The 18,355-nt window shown below is 50.5% G+C and carries 15 protein-coding genes; 10 read left to right on the top strand and 5 right to left on the bottom strand.

The features are described 5' to 3' along the window. Positions 1 to 103 precede the first annotated feature (103 nt). The 3 genes from GKC03_05275 (at position 104) to GKC03_05265 (ending at position 2,571) form a co-directional block, all read left to right on the top strand. Positions 104 to 835, top strand: a complete 732-nt coding sequence (locus GKC03_05275; protein NYT11950.1) for a SagB/ThcOx family dehydrogenase — start codon at positions 104 to 106, stop codon at positions 833 to 835. Positions 836 to 945: 110 nt separating this feature from the next. Further along, positions 946 to 1,413 (top strand): NfeD family protein, encoded by a 468-nt coding sequence (locus GKC03_05270; GenBank protein ID NYT11949.1) that lies wholly within the window; start codon positions 946 to 948, stop codon positions 1,411 to 1,413. A gap of 39 nt (positions 1,414 to 1,452) precedes the next feature. After that, positions 1,453 to 2,571 (top strand): SPFH/Band 7/PHB domain protein, encoded by a 1,119-nt coding sequence (locus GKC03_05265; GenBank protein NYT11948.1) that lies wholly within the window; start codon positions 1,453 to 1,455, stop codon positions 2,569 to 2,571. 25 nt (positions 2,572 to 2,596) lie between these two features. Here GKC03_05265 and GKC03_05260 read toward each other — a convergent pair whose 3' ends face one another. Then, positions 2,597 to 3,685 (bottom strand): hypothetical protein, encoded by a 1,089-nt coding sequence (locus GKC03_05260; GenBank protein NYT11947.1) that lies wholly within the window; start codon positions 3,683 to 3,685, stop codon positions 2,597 to 2,599. A 195-nt stretch (positions 3,686 to 3,880) separates the two neighbouring features. On the opposite strand from GKC03_05260, the gene GKC03_05255 reads away from it, so the two are divergent. The 3 genes from GKC03_05255 (at position 3,881) to GKC03_05245 (ending at position 7,098) form a co-directional block, all read left to right on the top strand. Next, complete coding sequence (locus GKC03_05255) at positions 3,881 to 4,594, top strand: hypothetical protein (protein NYT11946.1); 714 nt, start codon at positions 3,881 to 3,883, stop codon at positions 4,592 to 4,594. Between the two features lie 56 nt (positions 4,595 to 4,650). Beyond that, positions 4,651 to 6,567 (top strand): S9 family peptidase, encoded by a 1,917-nt coding sequence (locus GKC03_05250; protein ID NYT11945.1) that lies wholly within the window; start codon positions 4,651 to 4,653, stop codon positions 6,565 to 6,567. Positions 6,568 to 6,696: 129 nt separating this feature from the next. After that, positions 6,697 to 7,098, top strand: a complete 402-nt coding sequence (locus tag GKC03_05245) for a hypothetical protein (protein ID NYT11944.1) — start codon at positions 6,697 to 6,699, stop codon at positions 7,096 to 7,098. A gap of 23 nt (positions 7,099 to 7,121) precedes the next feature. Here GKC03_05245 and GKC03_05240 read toward each other — a convergent pair whose 3' ends face one another. Genes GKC03_05240 through GKC03_05225 form a run of 4 tightly spaced genes read right to left on the bottom strand, consistent with a single transcriptional unit; the run spans position 7,122 to position 14,028 of the window. Further along, positions 7,122 to 8,675: an FMN-binding glutamate synthase family protein gene (locus tag GKC03_05240; GenBank protein ID NYT11943.1), complete on the bottom strand. Its 1,554-nt coding sequence runs from the start codon at positions 8,673 to 8,675 to the stop codon at positions 7,122 to 7,124. Next, the gene (locus GKC03_05235) at positions 8,676 to 9,356 is read right to left on the bottom strand and encodes a hypothetical protein (GenBank protein NYT11942.1); all 681 of its coding nucleotides are present in this window, start codon (positions 9,354 to 9,356) and stop codon (positions 8,676 to 8,678) included. Continuing rightward, on the bottom strand, positions 9,353 to 10,492 hold the full coding sequence (locus GKC03_05230) for a 4Fe-4S dicluster domain-containing protein (GenBank protein ID NYT11941.1): 1,140 nt from the start codon (positions 10,490 to 10,492) through the stop codon (positions 9,353 to 9,355). Before GKC03_05230 ends, GKC03_05235 begins: the two co-directional genes overlap by 4 nt. Beyond that, positions 10,492 to 14,028: an FAD-dependent oxidoreductase gene (locus GKC03_05225; GenBank protein NYT11940.1), complete on the bottom strand. Its 3,537-nt coding sequence runs from the start codon at positions 14,026 to 14,028 to the stop codon at positions 10,492 to 10,494. Before GKC03_05225 ends, GKC03_05230 begins: the two co-directional genes overlap by 1 nt. Before the next feature lie 408 nt (positions 14,029 to 14,436). On the opposite strand from GKC03_05225, the gene GKC03_05220 reads away from it, so the two are divergent. From GKC03_05220 to GKC03_05205, 4 genes are read left to right on the top strand one after another with little or no spacing between them, the layout of a single operon-like run. After that, complete coding sequence (locus tag GKC03_05220) at positions 14,437 to 15,366, top strand: CoA transferase subunit A (GenBank protein ID NYT11939.1); 930 nt, start codon at positions 14,437 to 14,439, stop codon at positions 15,364 to 15,366. After that, positions 15,359 to 16,201: a hypothetical protein gene (locus tag GKC03_05215; protein NYT11938.1), complete on the top strand. Its 843-nt coding sequence runs from the start codon at positions 15,359 to 15,361 to the stop codon at positions 16,199 to 16,201. Before GKC03_05220 ends, GKC03_05215 begins: the two co-directional genes overlap by 8 nt. 19 nt (positions 16,202 to 16,220) lie before the next feature. Continuing rightward, entirely contained in the window at positions 16,221 to 17,636 is a 1,416-nt protein-coding gene (locus GKC03_05210) for an acyl-CoA synthetase (NDP forming) (protein NYT11937.1), read from the top strand. Further along, on the top strand, positions 17,636 to 18,325 hold the full coding sequence (locus GKC03_05205; GenBank protein ID NYT11936.1) for an acetyl-CoA synthetase: 690 nt from the start codon (positions 17,636 to 17,638) through the stop codon (positions 18,323 to 18,325). The genes GKC03_05210 and GKC03_05205 overlap by 1 nt, the downstream gene beginning before the upstream one ends. The last annotated feature ends 30 nt before the right edge of the window (positions 18,326 to 18,355 follow it).

The following is an 18,355-nucleotide window of genomic DNA, read 5'->3' as shown; positions in this document are numbered from 1 at the left end:
CCCTTTTGCAATTTTTTCGTTGATAGTACTTTCAATCTCACTAAAAGGTAGAATGGAAACATATAGGATGGTGAGAACAATACTACTCCTGAGGTGTACCACTATGCCCGATGGTGATGGCGATCGGTTCCAGCAAGCTACCAAGTATTTCAGAGACAGTCTTCCTGGAGGGTACTTGGATAGGAGGACACAACCCAGCCCGTACAAGGAATACCCCAATGCCCATAAGATCGAACTGTATCATCCGGATGACATTTGCACAATTTCTCTCAGCGACGCGATAAAGAGTAGGAGAAGCGTGAGGAATTACTCAAAACGTCCCATATCGAGGGAGGAGCTTTCCTTTCTGCTTTGGGCATCTAATGGTATAGAAAAAACCGAGGAGGGAAACGAATTCAGGACGGCTCCCTCAGCTGGCGCCTTGTACCCCATTGAAACCTATATTATCGTGAACCGTGTGGATGGATTGGAGCAGGGTGTGTACCACTATAATGTAAGGCGTCACGCACTGGAGGTGCTTCAGTTGGGCAACTTTGGCAAGGATATCGCCTTGGCCGCACTTGATCAGAGGATGTGCTTGGATGCCGCAGTGGTCTTGATATGGACAGCGTTCTTTGAGAGGTCAAAGTGGAAGTACAAGCAGAGAGGGTACAGGTACATGTATCTGGACAGTGGTCACATTGCTGAAAACCTCGCGCTGGCATGTACTGGTCTGGGAATGGGAAGTTGCCAGATCGGAGCGCTCTACGATGACGAGGTCAACTCAATCATAGAAGTTGATGGAGTTGAGGAAAGCGTGCTATATATGAGCTCGGTAGGACCATTACCCAAGTAATGTTCCTTTCAATGCTATTGTTTTCCTATTTGTACGTTTTCTTAACCATTTTAATAACTCCATCCAAGAATTATTGTCATCCTCAAATAATTCCAAATAGGCGAAGGTCTATGTTAGTAATTACAATGGATCTCACTCAGATATTGGCCTTGGCATTCATAGTCATCGGTGTCATCCTCTTGATAGCGGAAGCCGCTTCTCCAGGAACATTCCTAATCGTCCCGGGAACCGTCCTTCTGATACTGGGAGCCATAGGGCTGATCGAGCCAGACCTGCTGACAAGCTGGTGGGCCCCCGTAGTAGTAGCGATAATACTGATCCCCCTCACCCTTCTCACCATCAAGGGATACCAGAGGTTGGCGCCAACGGCTCCTCCTGAAACAACCGTCGCCTCCTCCTTGCTGGGGAAGCAGGGTTTGGTAACAAGGGAGATTGAGCCGGATAGCCTGAAGGGAAAGGTGATGATAGAGAATGATACATGGAGTGCCACTGCAGAGACCGTCATCCAAGTAGGGAAGAGAGTGGTGGTCAAGAGCAGCGAGGGCGTCCATGTCAAGGTCGAGGAATTAGGGGATTGAACCCCTTCGTGTGATCCTCCACGATAAGGAGGGCAATGAATGGTTGCATATGAGATAATCGCCCTACTACTGTTCGCGATAGCAGCAGTCCTGGTAATCGTGATCAACGGTGTCAAGATCATAAGGCCTTACCAGCAGGGCATATATATGAGGCTGGGACGGTACATCAAGATACTGGATCAAGGTTTCAACTACGTCACACCTCTAGTCAACGAAGTAGTGAAGATCGATCTCAGGACCCAGGTCCTTGACGTTCCAAGGCAGGAAGTCATTACCAAGGACAACTCGCCTGTTTACGTTGACGCAATAATCTATATCAAGGTAGTAGATCCCAACAAGGCATTCTTCCAGGTGACCAACTACCGTACCGCAACGATCTACCTCGCCCAGACAACGCTGAGGTCCCTGATCGGTGACATGGAGCTGGATGAGATACTGTCCAACAGGGAGAAGATCAATCTACAGCTCAGAGACATTCTGGACGAAGCCACGGACAAGTGGGGAGTCAAGGTTGAGGCAGTGGAGATAAGGGAAGTCGACCCAGCTCCGAAGGTCAAGGCCGCCATGGAGTCACAGACCTCTGCCGAGAGGCTCAGGAGGGCTGCCATATTGGAGGCGGACGGGAAGAAGAGGGCCGCCATCCTGAACGCTGAGGGTGAGAAGCGGTCCCGCATTCTTGAGGCTGAGGGTGTGAGGCAGGCCAAGATCCTCGAGGCCGAGGGTGAGCGTCTTTCGATCATCCTTCAAGCCCAGGGGGAGGCTCAAAAGCTCAGGGTGCTCGCGGTAGGAGCTAGCACATTGGATTCCAAAGCCCTAACAGTACTCTCACTGGACACCGTGAAATCACTTGGAGATGGGCAATCGACCAAATTCTTCCTACCCTTCGAACTGACCAAGATGGTTGAGGGAGTCTCCGAGTACCTTGGAGTCTCTAGGGAGACCCCTGCTCGGGAGATTGCCGATATCGGAGAGATAGAGAGGGTCGTCGGTAAGGCTGAGGATATCTTGGGCCCCATCCCCACACCCGAGGAACTCAAGAAGGAGTTCGCGAGCCTGGAGGAGCTGCTCAAGAAGGAGATGATCGAGAGCGAGCATATCGCCGATATTGGAAAAACGGCTGGCTCATCCAGGATCAAAAAGGTCAAACAGGGGGACTAACCCCCCATTAATCATTTTCTCACCGTCATGCTATTGGGACTGCTCTCCCTCTCACCGCTACCATGAAATCCTTGTCCATTATCAACTTCGTATTGGGGACCACCAGATAGACCGGTAATGCTCCGAAGAAGTCGTGCTTTCCGTAGATCCAAACCTTGGTGATGAGGTAATTCTGTTTCAACCGGTCAGGATCATCTGTCGTATCTTCTCCCAGTTGATCAAAGGTCTCGGGGTCTGCACCTTCCATCATCCATTTGATATTGGGAAGGACCTGATTCTCCAACACATCAACCTTGTGTTCCACAACACCAATAACGAGCTCGACGCTTGATATCCCCTGCAGGAACCGGATGATTGCGAACTGAGTTCCCAGAGTGATCGCGAAAAGCAGAAAATTCATCTGCCAGTCCGTTCCAAGAGATTCTTTAACATTGTCCAATGTAAGCCCGGGGAACAATATGGCCACTATCATGACGAATGCCACACCCACCGCTATGGCGGCGAAAAAAAGTACCACCCTAATGACTCCAACCTTCCCCCCCCGCCATGTTTCTTTTGAGTCCTTTGACAGTATGATCATGCGCTTGAGGAAACTCGTCGTCCACGGCTTGAAGAACAGAACCCCTCCATAGAATGCCATGATCATCAGAGCCTGGAAGATGACCAATCCTGCCACCTGCTGGTCGAACAGGTCAGTGAAGTACTGCCCGTAGATGACGAGCAGAATATTGACGATCTGGACAATGAAGAACCCTGGAGCTAGAGGCTGACAGTTTGTGAAGAAGATGTTCCACAGCACATTGAATAGGGTCTTCTTATTCTCCTTCAGTGCCCCCTTCTTATCGTCCTTCTTCTTGTCTTTCTTCTTCTTTTCCGCTCCCGGCTCCTTAGCCGTCGTAGGCAACATTACCAGGAACCATGCGATCATGTAGAACGCAAAGCTGGATATTATCCAAACAGCTGGATACTTCTCGACATAAGTGAAAAGAGGCAGGTTGATGAAGAATAATGCCATGATGAATACTACGATCATCCATCCCGGTTTCCTCTGGGATTTGAACTCCTTGATGTTGTCGTTGCCCTCGTCGATCTCCTTCTCAACTAGTCCCTTCAACTCCTCAAGGGAACATTCAAGATCAAGACAATCCTTCCTCAATCAGATCACTCCGAGTCCAACTTTCACTAATATGTAAACAACTATTATAATAAAGGATTAGTGGAGACAGCTCAACCCTGCCAAAGGATTCCTCTACCGATAGGTTATTGAGGGATACAAGTAGAATATCCTTGGATCGGTAGAGTGTTCCCTATGAGACGTCTGGTTCCAATGCTATTGATATTGCTCATTGCCATCGCCCTAGGGTTTGGCGGATGTCTCAGTCTTATTACTGGGGGCGGGGAAGATCTGGGGGATGTGTCAGGACTAGAGCTCAAGGAAACAACCGTCTACATAGGTCTATCTTGGGAGCCTGTCGAGGGGGCCGAATACTATCAGGTCTTCAGAGATGATAGCCTGATAACCGAGACTAGCCGGCTCCACTACAACGACTCCGATGTCCTTGCAGGAGAAGATTATTGCTATCGAGTACGTGCAGCCAAAGGATGGTTCCTGTCGAATCTTCATGGAGGACTATCAGAAGCGGTTTGGGGAAATCTTACACCCATTGACCACGACGACCCAGGGTTCAGAGCTTATGATATGGATTGTTATGATCTCATCATGGGCATGGGTTACGATTTTGAGGAAGCTGGGAACGCCATGGATCTGGGAAGGATACGATTGTTGACCCAGAAACTGGAGAATCTATGCAATGATTTCCTACAAGAATCATACTTGTTCAATATAACTCCTGATCTCGAACCCGCACTTGATGAATACCGATTGGCGATGGACGATCTGATAAACGGTTGCCTACTGGGGCTGGAAGGACTCGACCATCTCGACCAAGATAAAGCCTATGAGGGAATGGATTACATCACATCAGGATTGGAACATCTTCAGAACTCTGTCGATTTTCTTTGATGTCGGATCCTCACGAAAACGACTACAGTCATGAGGTCCATTATGGAACAGATAGCATGGTAGAGACAGCACACTATGGTTCATGGAGATCCCCGATCACTCCCCAGCAGATTGCAATGGGAACGGTAAGATTCGAGGGGACATGCATCGACGGGCGTGATATATACTGGAATGAGGGAAGACCCTGGGAAGGTGGCCGAAATGTCATCGTGAAGGCCACAGATGGTTCAACGGAGGACATTATTCCCGGGCCGTTCAACTCTAGAAGCCAGGTCCATGAATATGGAGGGGGTTCTTTCATCTCCGTGGATGGCATCACCTACTTCACCAACTTCTTGGACCAGAGGGTCTACAAGGTGAAGAAGGGAACCGATCCAGAATCGCTGACTCCCGAGGCTCCACTCAGATTCGCCGATTTCGTTTTCGATGGAAGGCGGAATCGATTGCTATGTGTGATAGAGGATCATAAAATGGGAGATAGAGAAGCTTTGAACTCTTTAGCATCCATAGATATGATGACTGGAAAGGTCCACCTACTAGCGTCAGGCCATGATTTCTATTCATCACCAAGGATCAATCCTTCAGGAGACAAGCTTGCCTGGTTCAGCTGGAATCACCCCAATATGCCCTGGGATTCTACCGAACTCTGGATTGCTGATATCCGTCCTGATGGCTGCCTGGAATCCCCTCGAAAGATCGCTGGAGGTCCTGGGATATCCGTAATAATGCCCCAGTGGTCGCCAGGTGGCAAGTTGCATTATGTCTCTGATGATACAGGTTGGTGGAACATCTGGAAACATGGTGACGACGAGAACGAGCAGATCCTTGGTTTGGACGCGGAGTTTGGATTGCCTCACTGGACATTTGGAATATCAACATATGGATTCATCTCGGAGGAAAGGATACTATGTGCTTACACCAAGGAAGGAACTTGGAAATTGGCCGAGGTCGAGACCGGTTTTGGAGACTTGGAGGAAAGGACCTTTCCCTTCACTGACATACATTCTCTCAAGGTGCTTGGTGATCAGGCGGTTATGATCGCGGGCTCTCCCTCCGTCACAACATCCATCATTCGACTAGACCTTTCCACTGGAGTAATGGATGTGCTGAGGCGATCCAGTGTTTATTCAATCGATCCGGGTTACCTCTCGAGGCCCGAAGCTTTCAATTACCCCTCTGATGGCAGGAATGCCCATGCCCTGTTCTACCCCCCATTGAACCAGGACTTCGAAGCTCCTGATCAGGAGCTTCCTCCGTTGATCGTGATAAGCCATGGCGGTCCAACTGGGACTGCCAGAACCAGTCTGAATCTTTGGATACAATATTGGACCAGCAGGGGCTTCGCGGTCATGGACGTCAACTATGGGGGAAGCACTGGTTACGGCAGAGAGTACAGAGAGCTGTTAAAGGGAAATTGGGGCATAGTGGATGTTGAGGACTGTGCCAACGGTGCAAGAGTCATGGCCAGTGAGGGTAAGGTCGACCGATCACGTATGGCGATAAGGGGGGGAAGTGCCGGAGGTTACACCACCTTGTCAGCGCTGGCTTTCACTGATGCATTCAAGGTAGGAGCTTCGTACTTCGGTGTGAGTGATCCTTCGCTGCTCGCCAAGGAGACTCACAAGTTCGAATCCAGGTATTTGGATGGGCTCATAGGTCCCTATCCAGAGAGGAAAGATCTCTACCTGGAGAGATCCCCTCTCCATCATGCGGACCGTATTAATGTTCCGGTTATATTCTTCCAGGGGCTTGACGATAGGGTTGTTCCACCAGACCAGGCCGAGATGATGGTCGACGCTCTTCGAGGGAACGGTATTCCCGTAGCATATCTTGCATTCGAGGGGGAGCAGCATGGTTTCAGACGGGCGGAGAATATCATAAGGTCCTTGGAAGCCGAACTGTACTTCTACTCACGGGTCTTCGATTTGGAGCTGACCGAGGATCTGGAGCCTCTTGTTATTCAGAACATGTGATAGAACGTTCTACCAACAATCGGCTTGTAAGCTGATGGTGGTCCAGAGTGACCCTCGATGAGACGGGATGATCGATTGATGGCACGATGGTCCATACATTATTTATCCAGCGGATGGAATTCATTCCCTATGAGGACTCAGAGTCCGCTTTCCCCTCTGATGATCGATTGCTTGCTGGAAAGCCTGCCTCTCGACATCACCATCATCGATCGGGATGACAAAGTGATCGCTTGGACCATCAAGGATCGGAAACTCTTCAAGATCAAGGATGAGGTCATGGGTACCGATATTCGGGAATGCCATTCCGTAAAGAGCATGGGTATCCTGGAGAATCTTCTCAGTGAAATGAAAGAAGGAAAATGCGACTCGACCCGTGTGGTCAAGGACATCGAGAAAAATGGGAAATTAAGAAGATTCATGACCCAGTACATTGCATTGAGAGATGATGATGGACATTATCTTGGCTGCATGGAGGTAGACATGGATCTCTCGGATATTCCCATTCTTAGGGATGAAGACAGCCCTTATTGAATGATGTCGCGATCGGTTCACCTTCAGGAGATCTCTTTCCATTCACTGGGAAAGTAATCGTCCAATCCCGCGAGCTTCACACCGGCAAGGGCTGCCGTATTCAGGTCCACGGCTCTCAGGTCATCGATGGATAATGTTCGGATGCTATCGTGCCCGGAAAGCATGGCCAGTATCTTTAGTTCCTCGGCGCATGCCCTTATGAAATTCTCAAGCCTTCTGGAAGCCACATCAACATTCAAGCAACTGCGGAACTCTTCCTTTTGGGTTGCGATTCCGTAGTGGCATGCACCTCGGTGACACGACATGCACACCCTGCATCCCATGGCTATTTCCAGTGCAGCGCCCATTCCCACGGCGTCAGCCCCCATGGCTATTGCCTTGTAGGCATCTGCTCCATTGCGTATTCCACCCATTGCTATTAGCTTGACTTTTCCCTTGACCCCCATCTCATCGAGGGCTCTAGCCGCTTGCCTTATGCAGGCTATGGTTGGAATCCCAGCAGTTTGGGTCACTACCTCAGGGGAGGCACCAGTTCCGCCTGCCATGCCGTCAATGGAAATGGCATCCACTCCAGCTTCGACGGCGATCCGAGTGTCCTCGTAAGGTCTGCTTGGTCCCAACTTAATCAATATAGGTTTCTGATATTCCGTGACATCCCTGAGGATCTCCACATGAGTCTGAAGATCTCCCTTCAACTGCATATCGTAATGTCTGCAGGGGGAAAGGGCATCAGTTCCTACTGGTATCCCTCTTACAGCGGCTATGTCCGTGGTGACCTTGCTCCCTAGGAGGTGCCCGCCCATACCTGGTTTGGCTCCCTGCCCAGCCTTTATCTCAACGGCATCTGCCTCTAAGAGGTAATCAAGTGATACTCCCCATCTGCCAGTAGACCACTGGACAGTCAGATATCCACCCGGATTCCATCGCTTGACGCCTTTCTTCTGACCGGTGGATCCTTCGAAACCGTGAGCGTAAGCCGATTCCCCTGGGAACATTCCGCCCTCGCCTGTATTGGTCACGATTCCCAATCGAGCTGCTGCGGCTGAGAAAGCCATCTTCCCCTCTTTGGATATGGCTCCGTAGGACATTGCCGCGATTACGAAGGGCATGCTGAGCCTCAACGGCCTCTCACAGGTATCCTCACCAATAGTCAGGCTCATATCGAATTTCTCTCTGTACTTGTCACGGGGGGGCTCTGAAGCAAGCTGGGAGGGGATGACCACTATTCCATCGAAGTGTGGCATCTCGTTCATCGTCCCGAATCCTCTGAGCCTATACTCACCGGTGATTGCCTTTTGGTGAATCTCCTCGACTGTGGCAGTCGTCCAGATTCCCTTTGAAATATTCTCGGGCACTGCTGAACGGACATATATGCAGTTATTAGGACAGGCCATCTCTGTACATATGCGGCATCCGACGCAAGCCAATTCGTTCGCAACGTAGACTCTTCCCTCTTCGTCTCTTTGAAAGACTCCATGTTCGCAGCTGTCTATGCAAGCCCCACATTTCCAGGGTTGCTGCCAACTTCTGCATCGATCCTTGTCCACGCTAATCCAGTAGTTGCCAACGCTTGCCATTCATCTCACCTCTTTCTCATCCCTGTCTTTCTTGTAGAATGGTTTGGATGATTCGGGTACAATCTTGCTGAATTGGCGTGGGGCTTCCCTTATTCCCACCTGCTTTATCACCCTTCCCAGATGATCGACATCATCGGATCTGAGCTTATCCAGCTTGGTGTTGTTGCCAAAGCTTTCGACATTACCCAGGATGTATATTGTCCCACCGATCAGGAAATTTCCCAGATGCTTCCCGGCGTCACCCAGAATGATGATCTCCCCAGCAAGCATGTAGGTGGCTGTATCGTCCCCCACATCTCCCGTTACCAAGATCGAGGCGCCCTTGTTCATGGTACCCATGAATTTACCTGCATTCCCCTTGATACTGATGCTTCCTCCATAGCAGTACTCTCCCGCTCCTTCACCAGCATTCCCGTTCACGATCAGGCTTCCAGAGGTCATTCCGTCGCCAAGGAATCTCCCGCAATCACCTTCGATCTCGAAATTCGCCCCCGAGTTGACCATTGCGCAGTAATCGCCCGCGTTCCCTTCGATTCGTACATGCCCCTTTCTTAACCCGGCGCCTAGTCCGTCGATATTGGAGGCGTTTCGAATGGAAACCTCTTCTCCTTGAGCCAAATTTCTAAGTTCTTTGTTGAGAGTCGCCATATCCATGTTCGCGGCATCCAGAGATCTGCTCATTGAGACACCTCCTTGTTCAGGTTCCGGTAGCGTCTAATTGCATCCGTGGCACTCGTTTGATCGTCAAGAGCCTGAAGCATCGCTAGAAGTACATCATCATGTTCTTGCGCTCTTCGTCTCTTCTCTTTAGACCGTTTTAAGTCCATCAGCAAAGCGGTATCTACATTTCTGGTAATCTCAATGTGGCCAGTTACCTCACTCATGCGAAGAAGGGTTTCCCCCTCCTGATTCCATGTGACTATGGTGCAGTATCCATGTCTTGATCCCGCGTAGCCAATGGATGTGTCCGAACTAACTGCCAGGTAATCTGTACAGCGGGCGCATCCCTTTCTGAGGAACTTCTGGACGTTGGCAAGGGATATCTCCTTGACATTCCCATCATATTTCGTTATGGTAAGGGAGCGATCGTCCTTGGAACGGTCCATCCTTGCCATGCTTCGAGGGGCTACTCCCATCTCACCTTCCATCATCTTCTGCACTATTGCCCCGTTGACCATTCCCTCACAAAATCTACCTATGAGAAATCTGATCGAATCCTTATATGCCTTCAAGGCTCTGTCTTCGGATGCCATTATGAGTCTCGCCGCTGACATCACACAGGGGGCCCCCACTATGGCGACTCGCCTTAACCCTCGCTCGTGTATGGCCTCGTCCAGACTCACAAGTGTGGGTGACCAGATCAACTGGTGACCAGCGCTTGCATAGATCTCTTCTGATGTGGTCACGATTCGGGAAAAGGTAGCCCATGGCCACCGATCGACATCGTGGATAATCGCCCCATCAATGAAATCACCCTCCAGAGCACTTATCAACATCTGGTTTATGACATCGCTGAGCAGGTCGCCGAACTTGCTTCTCTCGGATGTGAGGCTTGTCCGTGCGGAGACGACCGAGATGATGTCTCCTCCGTCAATCCTGTTCAGACGTGGACAGACCTTCTCGCAATAGGCTTCACAACGGGTGCAGGTATCTATCCTCCTGTTGGTCAAACCCAGGTTTCTGTCGATCTCCCTGTGGATAGGGTGCTCATGGTCCTTCTCGAAATGCAGGACCCCCTTGGAGCAGCAAGCAACGCAGGCACCGCATCCCGAGCACTTCTCCAGCTCCCAAACGTAACGCTCAAGCTGCTGGGACATCACACCACCCCCTTCTCCTCTTTGACCTCTTCTTCATCGAGTGGTCGCAGAGGACTGGGTCCCAAACGCTTGAGATCCTCCACGAAATCGGTGATGACCTCGGCAAACTTCTTGCCTTCTGAGGCTGATACCCATTCCACCCGTATTCTCTCTGGCTCCAGTCCGAAATCCTCAACCATCGAGATCAGGCGCTCGATCCTGGCCTTCATCAACTCATTTCCTGAGACATAATGACAGTCACCGAGATGACATCCTCCAATGAACACACCATCAGCTCCACTGAGCAGCGCATAAAGCACGTGGAGCGGATCGACTCTTCCCGAGCACATGACTCGGATAGGGAAAACATTCGTGGGGTATTGGAAGCGGCTCACACCCGCATTGTCCGCACCCGCATACGCGCACCAGTTGCACAGGAACGCGACGGCCCTTGGCTCATCACCCTCTCTTTCGGCAAGAACCTCGTCGATCTGCGAAAGCATCTGATCGCAGGTGAATCCGAAAAGGGACACCGCTCTGGAAGGACAGGCAACCACACACTTGCCACATCCCTTGCAAAGCATGGTGTCAACCTCCGCAGTCACTTGGTAATTCGCGACCTTCATTCCCATAGCGCCAAATGGACAGGCTTCAACACATCTCGCACATCCCGTACAGAGGTCCTGTTCTACCATGGCCACCGTTGGCTCCTGTATCACTCTACCCTGCAATAGAGGTACGAGCGCTCTGCTGGCAGCAGCCAGGCCCTGGGACATCGACTCCTTTATTCCCTTTGGTCCCTGAGCGGTTCCTGCCAGGAATATTCCTTCGGTGAAGGAGTCCACCGGCCTCAGCTTGGGATGGGCTTCAAGGAAGAAGCCGTTCTGAGAAAGGGGGATCTTCATGATCTCGGAGAGCTGCTTGTTATCAAGGTTTGGAATCAGTGGTTGGGACAGCACAAGAATGTCGGATTCGATTCTCAGTGTGATGTCAAGACTCTGATCCCTGACTGTGATCTCCAGTGAATCGTTCCTATCTACTCTGGGGGGGAATTCAGGATCATACCTTATGAACCGTATTCCTGCCTCGGAAGCCTGTTTGTATAGCTTCTCCAACAAGCCAGAGGTACGGATGTCGCGATAGAGGACGTAAACCTCAACATCTTGATTGATGGCCTTTAGCTCTATCAAGTCCTTCATCGCAGTCTCACAGCAGTTGAGAGCACAGTACTCCCTACCTTTCTCTCTGGCGCCAACACAGAGTACCTGGATGACCGTCTTCAATTCTGTCCTTCGCTCAGATATCAATTTCTCGAACTCCGCCTGGGAGACGATCCTTTCATCCTTGCCGTATTCCAAGTAACCTTTCATCTCAAGGTCCTTTGCGCCAGTAGCAACAATTATTACGCCTGCTCGTTCCAATCTTCGTTCGAGGTTCGGTGTGTTCTTGTCCAGGGTGCTCCTAATTTCCACTACGAAGTTGCCTATCGAGCCTTTCACTCCAATGGGAATTGTAGAAGTGAGGACCTTGATTCTCTGATCCGAGTTAACTCTCTCTTTCAGCGATTCGACCAGTTTCCGAGGATCAAGATCCTGATTTCCCCTGGTCATTCTTCTCAATGTTGAACCACCCAGGTCACGGTCCTTTTCTAATATGGTCACCTGGAATCCAGACTGGGCGATCGCAAGGGCGCTGGACATTCCGGCCACACCTCCCCCCATGACCAGAGCAACGGGCGTAACTTTCTGCTCGATCTCCATCATGGGTCGGGCATGACGCATATTGGCAACACCCATTCGAACGATGGTCTTCGCCTTCTCTGTTGCCTTTTCCGGCTCACCCATGTGAACCCAGCTGTCCATTTCTCTCAAACTCACGAGGCCCACAAGGTTGGGATTGAGTCCTGCAGCATGGGCCGTCTCCCTGAAGAGGTTCAAATGACTCCTAGGAGAGCATGCAGCGATCAGTATGCGGTTCAGTCCCTTCTCCACAATATTATCCTGTATCTCCTTCTGCGTATCCTCCGAGCAGGTATACATGAAGCGTTCTGAATAGACCACACCGTCGAGAGAGGAAGCATAGGATGCCACCTCCTCCACGTCCACAACTCCTCCAATATTACTTCCACAACTGCATATATAGACTCCAATCCTTGGATGATCATCGACCGAGACTGGAATCTCGACGATCTCCGCCGGTTTATCATTGAATTCCACCTCGCTTCTACCAGCGGCGCAGGCGGCTGCGGCTATCCCCTCTGTTACGGAGGTAGGAATGTCCTCTGGCCCTTTGGCACAACCGCATACGAATATCCCCTCCCTGGATGATTGCACATTGTTCTCCGGACCAGTATAGACGAATCCCTGCTCATCCAACTCGATATCAAGAATCTCGGCCAGTTTTCTCATTCCACTCCTTGGTAGTATTGGAGTGAAGAGTACCACCATGTCGTAACTCCCATCCACGGCCAACGCCCGTTCGATGTCATGATACCTCACGCTCAGGTTCCCAAAATCATCTCCCTGAACCTGCGCTGGGAGCCCTCGCAAATAACGTACTCCAGGGGTGCGTGCAGCTCTATCAAGGAATTCCTCGCCCCCGTTTCCTATCGCTCTCAAATCATTATAGAAAATGGTTACCTCGGATTCTGGTTCATGCTCAAGAACAAGCATTGCATCCTTTGCTGAGTACATGCAGCATATCTTGGAGCAGTATTCCTTGCATTTCACGTCCCTTGAACCAGCACATAGAACGAAAGCAATCTTCTTGGGCGGAACCCCATCCGATGGCCTCAACACATGCCCCTTTGTCGGTCCAGAGGCGTTCAGCATCCTCTCGAGTTGAATGGCAGTGATAACGTTGTCATTGTCCCAGTATCCATAACGCTGAAGATCCACTGGTTCTAGCGGTTCGAATCCAGTGGCAATCAAGATTGAGGAGACTTGAATTTCCTCTTTCTCACCTCGCATGTTATAATCAATTGCCCCAACAGGACACTTCTTCTGACAGACTCCACATTTGCCCTCTCTTAGTTTCAAACAATGCTCTGGGTCGATAGTTGCGATCCTGGGGACCGCCTGAGGAAATGGAATCCATATGGCTGCTCGAAAGTCCATCTCCTCATTGAATTCATTGGGTATCTTTGTTGATGGGCACGATTCCATGCAGATGCCACATCCAGTACACTTGGACTCATCGACGTACCTCGGCTTTCTCTCTACAGTCACCGTGAACCTCCCGTCAATCTCTTTGACATCTATCACCTCTGAGCAAGTGAGCAATTTGATACGGGGGTTTCTGGATACCTCGACCATCTTCGGAGAAAGGATGCATATCGCACAGTCCAGGGTTGGAAAAGTCTTATCCAATCTGGCCATGTGTCCTCCGATTGTGGAATCTCGCTCCACCAATATCACTTCGTGTCCCTGGTTCGCCAGGTCCAAAGCGGCGGAGATGCCAGAGATGCCGCCACCTATTATCAGGATTCTATTCTCTCCGTTCGTCATGAGCGCATTACCCCTTCGATGTGGATCGCATTCCATCCTCAAAGCCTTCATACGAAATCCGAATATAATAGGGTTTCGAATTGACTATATCCCTTACTATGAATATGAATAATACCGGTTCATTTAAAAATGAATTTCATATTTCGCATTAAAAAGGGGTCACAGAGATGAAGGTTTTAAATACATTTTATATAAAGGGAAATAAGGTTCGGGAAGTGAGAAGTAGATTGTGGGAGTTCGATATTATTTGAGAATTATTTGAGAATCGTTGTAGAGGTGAAAAATCTCCCCAAATGGGTCATTAAACGGCGTTGATATACAATGAAGAGGATGGCCAGATATATCACTTCAGGATATCATTTGCTAAATTACCCTCCGCATCTGTAATACATGAAGCAAACCTATTTAATCGGTTCTTTTCACTGGAATATTATATCGCGGCTCCGGAGTTGATAATATATGGGAGTTTTCACTCAGACAGATAAACTGACTACATTGAAGGAGGCTGCAGCGATGGTGAACGATGGGGACATGGTCGCCATTGGAGGTGGCCTATGCCTCAGAGAACCCATCGGGCTGATCATGGAGATGATCAGACAGGGCAAACGCGATCTTCACTTGGTGGGAACAGCCCACGGATTCGATGTCGATCTCTGCTGCGGAGGCGGAATCGCGGGTGCTGTCGAAGAGACTCATGTGAGTTTCGAGCAGGACTTTGGCCTAGCACTTAACTACAGAAGGGCCTGTGAATCAGGAAAAGTGAAGGTTCGGGAAAGCTGCTGCAATACACTGATCAATCAATTGAGAGCTGGCTCATTTGGAATACCATTCATTCCATTGCGGAGTATCAAGGGAAGCGACGAGCTGTTCATGCATCCCGAGTATAAGGTAATCGATGATCCTTTCACCGGGAAGAAGATCGTTTTGGCGCCTGCATTGACTCCCGAAGTGGCAATCATACATGTTGACGTGGCTGATCCTCGTGGCAATCTGAAGGTCCTTCCTCCATATGTAGCGGATGTGTTATTCCTTCGTGCTGCGAACAAGGTCATTGTGACTGCAGAAAAGGTGGTGTCGGAGGAGGAGATGAAGAAGATAGGCCCCAACGTACCTTACTACGAGACCACGGCAGTGGTCGAGCTTCCATACGGAGCACATCCCACTAGCTGCTATCCTCACTACGCCTACGACAGGGAGTACATCTCCAATTACATGAAGGCATCCAGGGAAGGCCCGGAGGCGTTTAAGGAGAAGTATCTGGACAAGTATGTCTACGGGGTCAAGAGCCACGAAGAATATGTGAAATTGATAGGAGAGGAGAGATTCGCCAGACTTGCCTCCTGGAAGGAGAGCAAGGAGCGTTGGATGGAGTTGTTTACCTATGAGTGATGTTTTCGAAGCCGGGTTGGATGAACTCTTCGTGTACAACATCGCGAAGGGCATAGAGGATCACACCATGGTGTTCCATGGCGTATCATCGCCTATACCCATGGTAGCGATGTACTTCTCGAAGCTGACTCACGCCAAGAACATGGTCTATTTCGGGGGGGTATCTAGCGCCATTGATCCGAACCCTCCTTTCATGCCCACAACCACTAACGACTGGACCATGATACAAGACAGGACTGCGATCATAAGCGTTGATAAACTTTTCGACCTGGCCCAAAGGGGTGAACTCGATCGTTCTTTCTTCTCCGGTGCACAGATCGATAAGTATGGCAATCAGAATGTGAGCCTTATCGGGTCTCCAGACAACATCAAGGTCAAGCTTCCTGGAGGTGCGGGTGGATGCAACCTCTCTGGAGATTGCATCAACTACACAATATGGACGACCCGCCACAGGGTACAGAAGCGCAAGGACAAGAAGTTCTACACTCTTGTTGACAAATGCGACTTCGTCACTAATGTGGGGCATGTCACCCCACAGGGTAGAAGGGAGGATCTGGATCTTGTTGGTAATGGACCTGACTGGGTGGTTACCGAGTTATGTGTGTTCGACTTCGATCCAGAGAGCAAGATCATGAGACTCCGTTATCTATATCCAGATACGACGGTGGATGACGTAATAGAGAGCACAGAGTTCGAGCCCATTATCCATAAGGATGTCAGGGTCATGGATTTGCCCACCATTGAGGATGTGGAGATAATCCGGAGGATCGATCCTCTTAATGTGAGGAAGAGGGAGCATCCCAAGAATGAGCTTGAGCGCAAGTTCGAACTCTGATATGAGAGGGGTGAGTGGATTGGAGCACGAGAGAATAGACGCCATCTTCAATCCAAAGTCTGTAGCCCTAGTGGGCGCTTCGGGCAAGAAGGGTAAGATGGGAAATGTATTCGCCAAGAACCTGGTCGACGGTTACCAGGGCACAATCTTCATGGTCAATCCCAAGGATGAAGAGGTAGAGGGTGTGAAAGCATTTCCTGACATCAAATCCATCCCAGGTCCCATAGACCTGGCGGTAATCGTTGTACCTGCCCCTGTCGTGCCATCGGTCATGGAGGATCTTTCTGAAGTAGGGGCGAAATCCGCAGTGGTGATAACCGCCGGGTTCAGTGAGGCGGGGCCTGAAGGAAAGGCTCTTCAGGACAAGATGATGGAGTCTGCCCGAAAGACGGGCATTAAAGTGGTGGGTCCAAACTGCTTTGGGATCTACAACTGTAACATTGGGCTGAACGCCTCCATGGGTATCGGTACGCCGCCCAAGGGGGGGGATATATCATTCCTCACACAATCAGGTGCTTACGGGATGGCCATATTCACTTTTGCTATGGACCACCATATGAAGTTCGCCAAGATCATGGCCCATGGCAACAAGGCTGGAATAGATGACTTCGAGGTCCTGGACTACTTCGGTGACGACGAGGAGACCAATGTGATCTGTCTATTCCTCGAGTCCGTAGATCGTGGTAAAGAGTTCCTTGAGGTCGCCAAGAAAGTGAGCCTCAAGAAACCGATAGTGGCCACCAAGACTGGTCGAACCGCTGGAGCGGCAAGAGCGGCAGCCTCCCACACCGCCGCAATGGCCGGTTCCTTCACCGCATACGAGGCTGCCTTCAAGCAGAGTGGCATAATCTTTGCCCGCAACGGCATGGATATGGTTAATATCGCCAAAGGACTGGACTGGCAGCCCCTTCCGAAGGGCAACCGGGTGGGGATAATAACCAATTCGGGAGGGACCGGTGTGGAACTGGTCGATCTCTGCGAGGAGAATGGATTGATAGTACCGGAGCTGTCCCCCGATATCAGGGAAGAGATCGCCTCGCTAATTCCACAATATGCAAGTGCTAGGAATCCCATCGACATGACGCCGGTATGGCCGAAGTTCGTGGAATTATATTCAAAATGCATCAGGATACTCTATGAGTCCGAGGATGTGGACATCATAGTCCCCATTCTTCTGCAGAGGGCTGCCTTAATGCCAGAGGTATGTCAGGCCGTTACCGACACCGTGAACGACTGCCTGTCGGAGGGCATGAGAAAACCCACCTATGTCTGCTGGGTTGCCACCAAGAACGCCCTTGGAAACATGGACATTCTTCAGGAGAAGAGGATTCCCTGCTTCGATTGGCCCGAGAGGACGGCTCGTGCCATTGGTTCAATCGCTCAATACACTCGGTTCCTGAGGTCCAGGGGCGTAAGACCAGGAGGTGAAGATTGATGTCAAGGGCCGCTGAGATCATAGCCAAGGCAAAGGACGAGGGAAGGTCTTTCGTTACCGAACCCGAAGCCTACGCGATCCTGGAGGATTATGGTATCCCGGTGGCACCATGGGCACTCTGTGATTCAGTTCAAGAGGCCATTGAGGCGGCCGATCGAATCGGCTATCCAGTGGTCTTGAAGGTGGTCTCCCCCCAGATCGTTCATAAGACGGAGTTCGGAGCTGTGATGATAAACCTATCCTCCTCCAAAGAGGTCAATGAAGCCTACTCCAAGCTCATGGAGAATGCCTTGGGTCACGAAGGCGTTGAGATATCGGGCATCCTGGTCTCCAAGATGCTGAAAGGCCTGGAGATCATTGTAGGCTCCACTAAGGATCCTCAGTTCGGTCCAATTCTAATGCTCGGTCTGGGAGGTATCTTTGTTGAGGTGTTCAAGGACGTCTCCTACCGCATCGTACCCCTTGAGGAGATCGATATCGAGGAGATGCTGTTGGAACTCAAGGGAAGCAAGCTTATACGTGGATTCAGGGGAATGGAGGGAGTCAATATCGAGGACCTGAAGCGGGTCCTAATCTCCATCTCTACCCTCCTCACTGACCTTCAGGACATTATGGAGATGGATCTTAACCCCATCTTCGGTAACTCGACTGAGGTCAGGGTCGCCGACGCGCGAATAATCCTCGGTTGACCCCTCCTTCCCCATTTTTTATTGTTTCCG

It is taken from the genome of Methanomassiliicoccales archaeon, from assembly GCA_013415695.1.
Lineage (GTDB): Archaea > Thermoplasmatota > Thermoplasmata > Methanomassiliicoccales > JAAEEP01 > JAAEEP01.
This window is presented reverse-complemented; position numbering and strand designations above follow the sequence as displayed.

Bases quoted from the DNA above. Each gene is read 5' to 3' on its own strand.
- GKC03_05275 (NYT11950.1), top strand. From the start codon at position 104: ATGCCCGATGGTGATGGCGATCGGTTCCAGCAAGCTACCAAGTATTTC.
- GKC03_05270 (NYT11949.1), top strand. From the start codon at position 946: ATGTTAGTAATTACAATGGATCTCACTCAGATATTGGCCTTGGCATTC.
- GKC03_05265 (NYT11948.1), top strand. From the start codon at position 1,453: ATGGTTGCATATGAGATAATCGCCCTACTACTGTTCGCGATAGCAGCA.
- GKC03_05255 (NYT11946.1), top strand. From the start codon at position 3,881: ATGAGACGTCTGGTTCCAATGCTATTGATATTGCTCATTGCCATCGCC.
- GKC03_05250 (NYT11945.1), top strand. From the start codon at position 4,651: ATGGTAGAGACAGCACACTATGGTTCATGGAGATCCCCGATCACTCCC.
- GKC03_05245 (NYT11944.1), top strand. From the start codon at position 6,697: ATGAGGACTCAGAGTCCGCTTTCCCCTCTGATGATCGATTGCTTGCTG.
- GKC03_05240 (NYT11943.1), bottom strand. From the start codon at position 8,675: ATGGCAAGCGTTGGCAACTACTGGATTAGCGTGGACAAGGATCGATGC.
- GKC03_05235 (NYT11942.1), bottom strand. From the start codon at position 9,356: ATGAGCAGATCTCTGGATGCCGCGAACATGGATATGGCGACTCTCAAC.
- GKC03_05230 (NYT11941.1), bottom strand. From the start codon at position 10,492: ATGTCCCAGCAGCTTGAGCGTTACGTTTGGGAGCTGGAGAAGTGCTCG.
- GKC03_05225 (NYT11940.1), bottom strand. From the start codon at position 14,028: ATGAAGGCTTTGAGGATGGAATGCGATCCACATCGAAGGGGTAATGCG.
- GKC03_05220 (NYT11939.1), top strand. From the start codon at position 14,437: ATGGGAGTTTTCACTCAGACAGATAAACTGACTACATTGAAGGAGGCT.
- GKC03_05215 (NYT11938.1), top strand. From the start codon at position 15,359: ATGAGTGATGTTTTCGAAGCCGGGTTGGATGAACTCTTCGTGTACAAC.
- GKC03_05205 (NYT11936.1), top strand. From the start codon at position 17,636: ATGTCAAGGGCCGCTGAGATCATAGCCAAGGCAAAGGACGAGGGAAGG.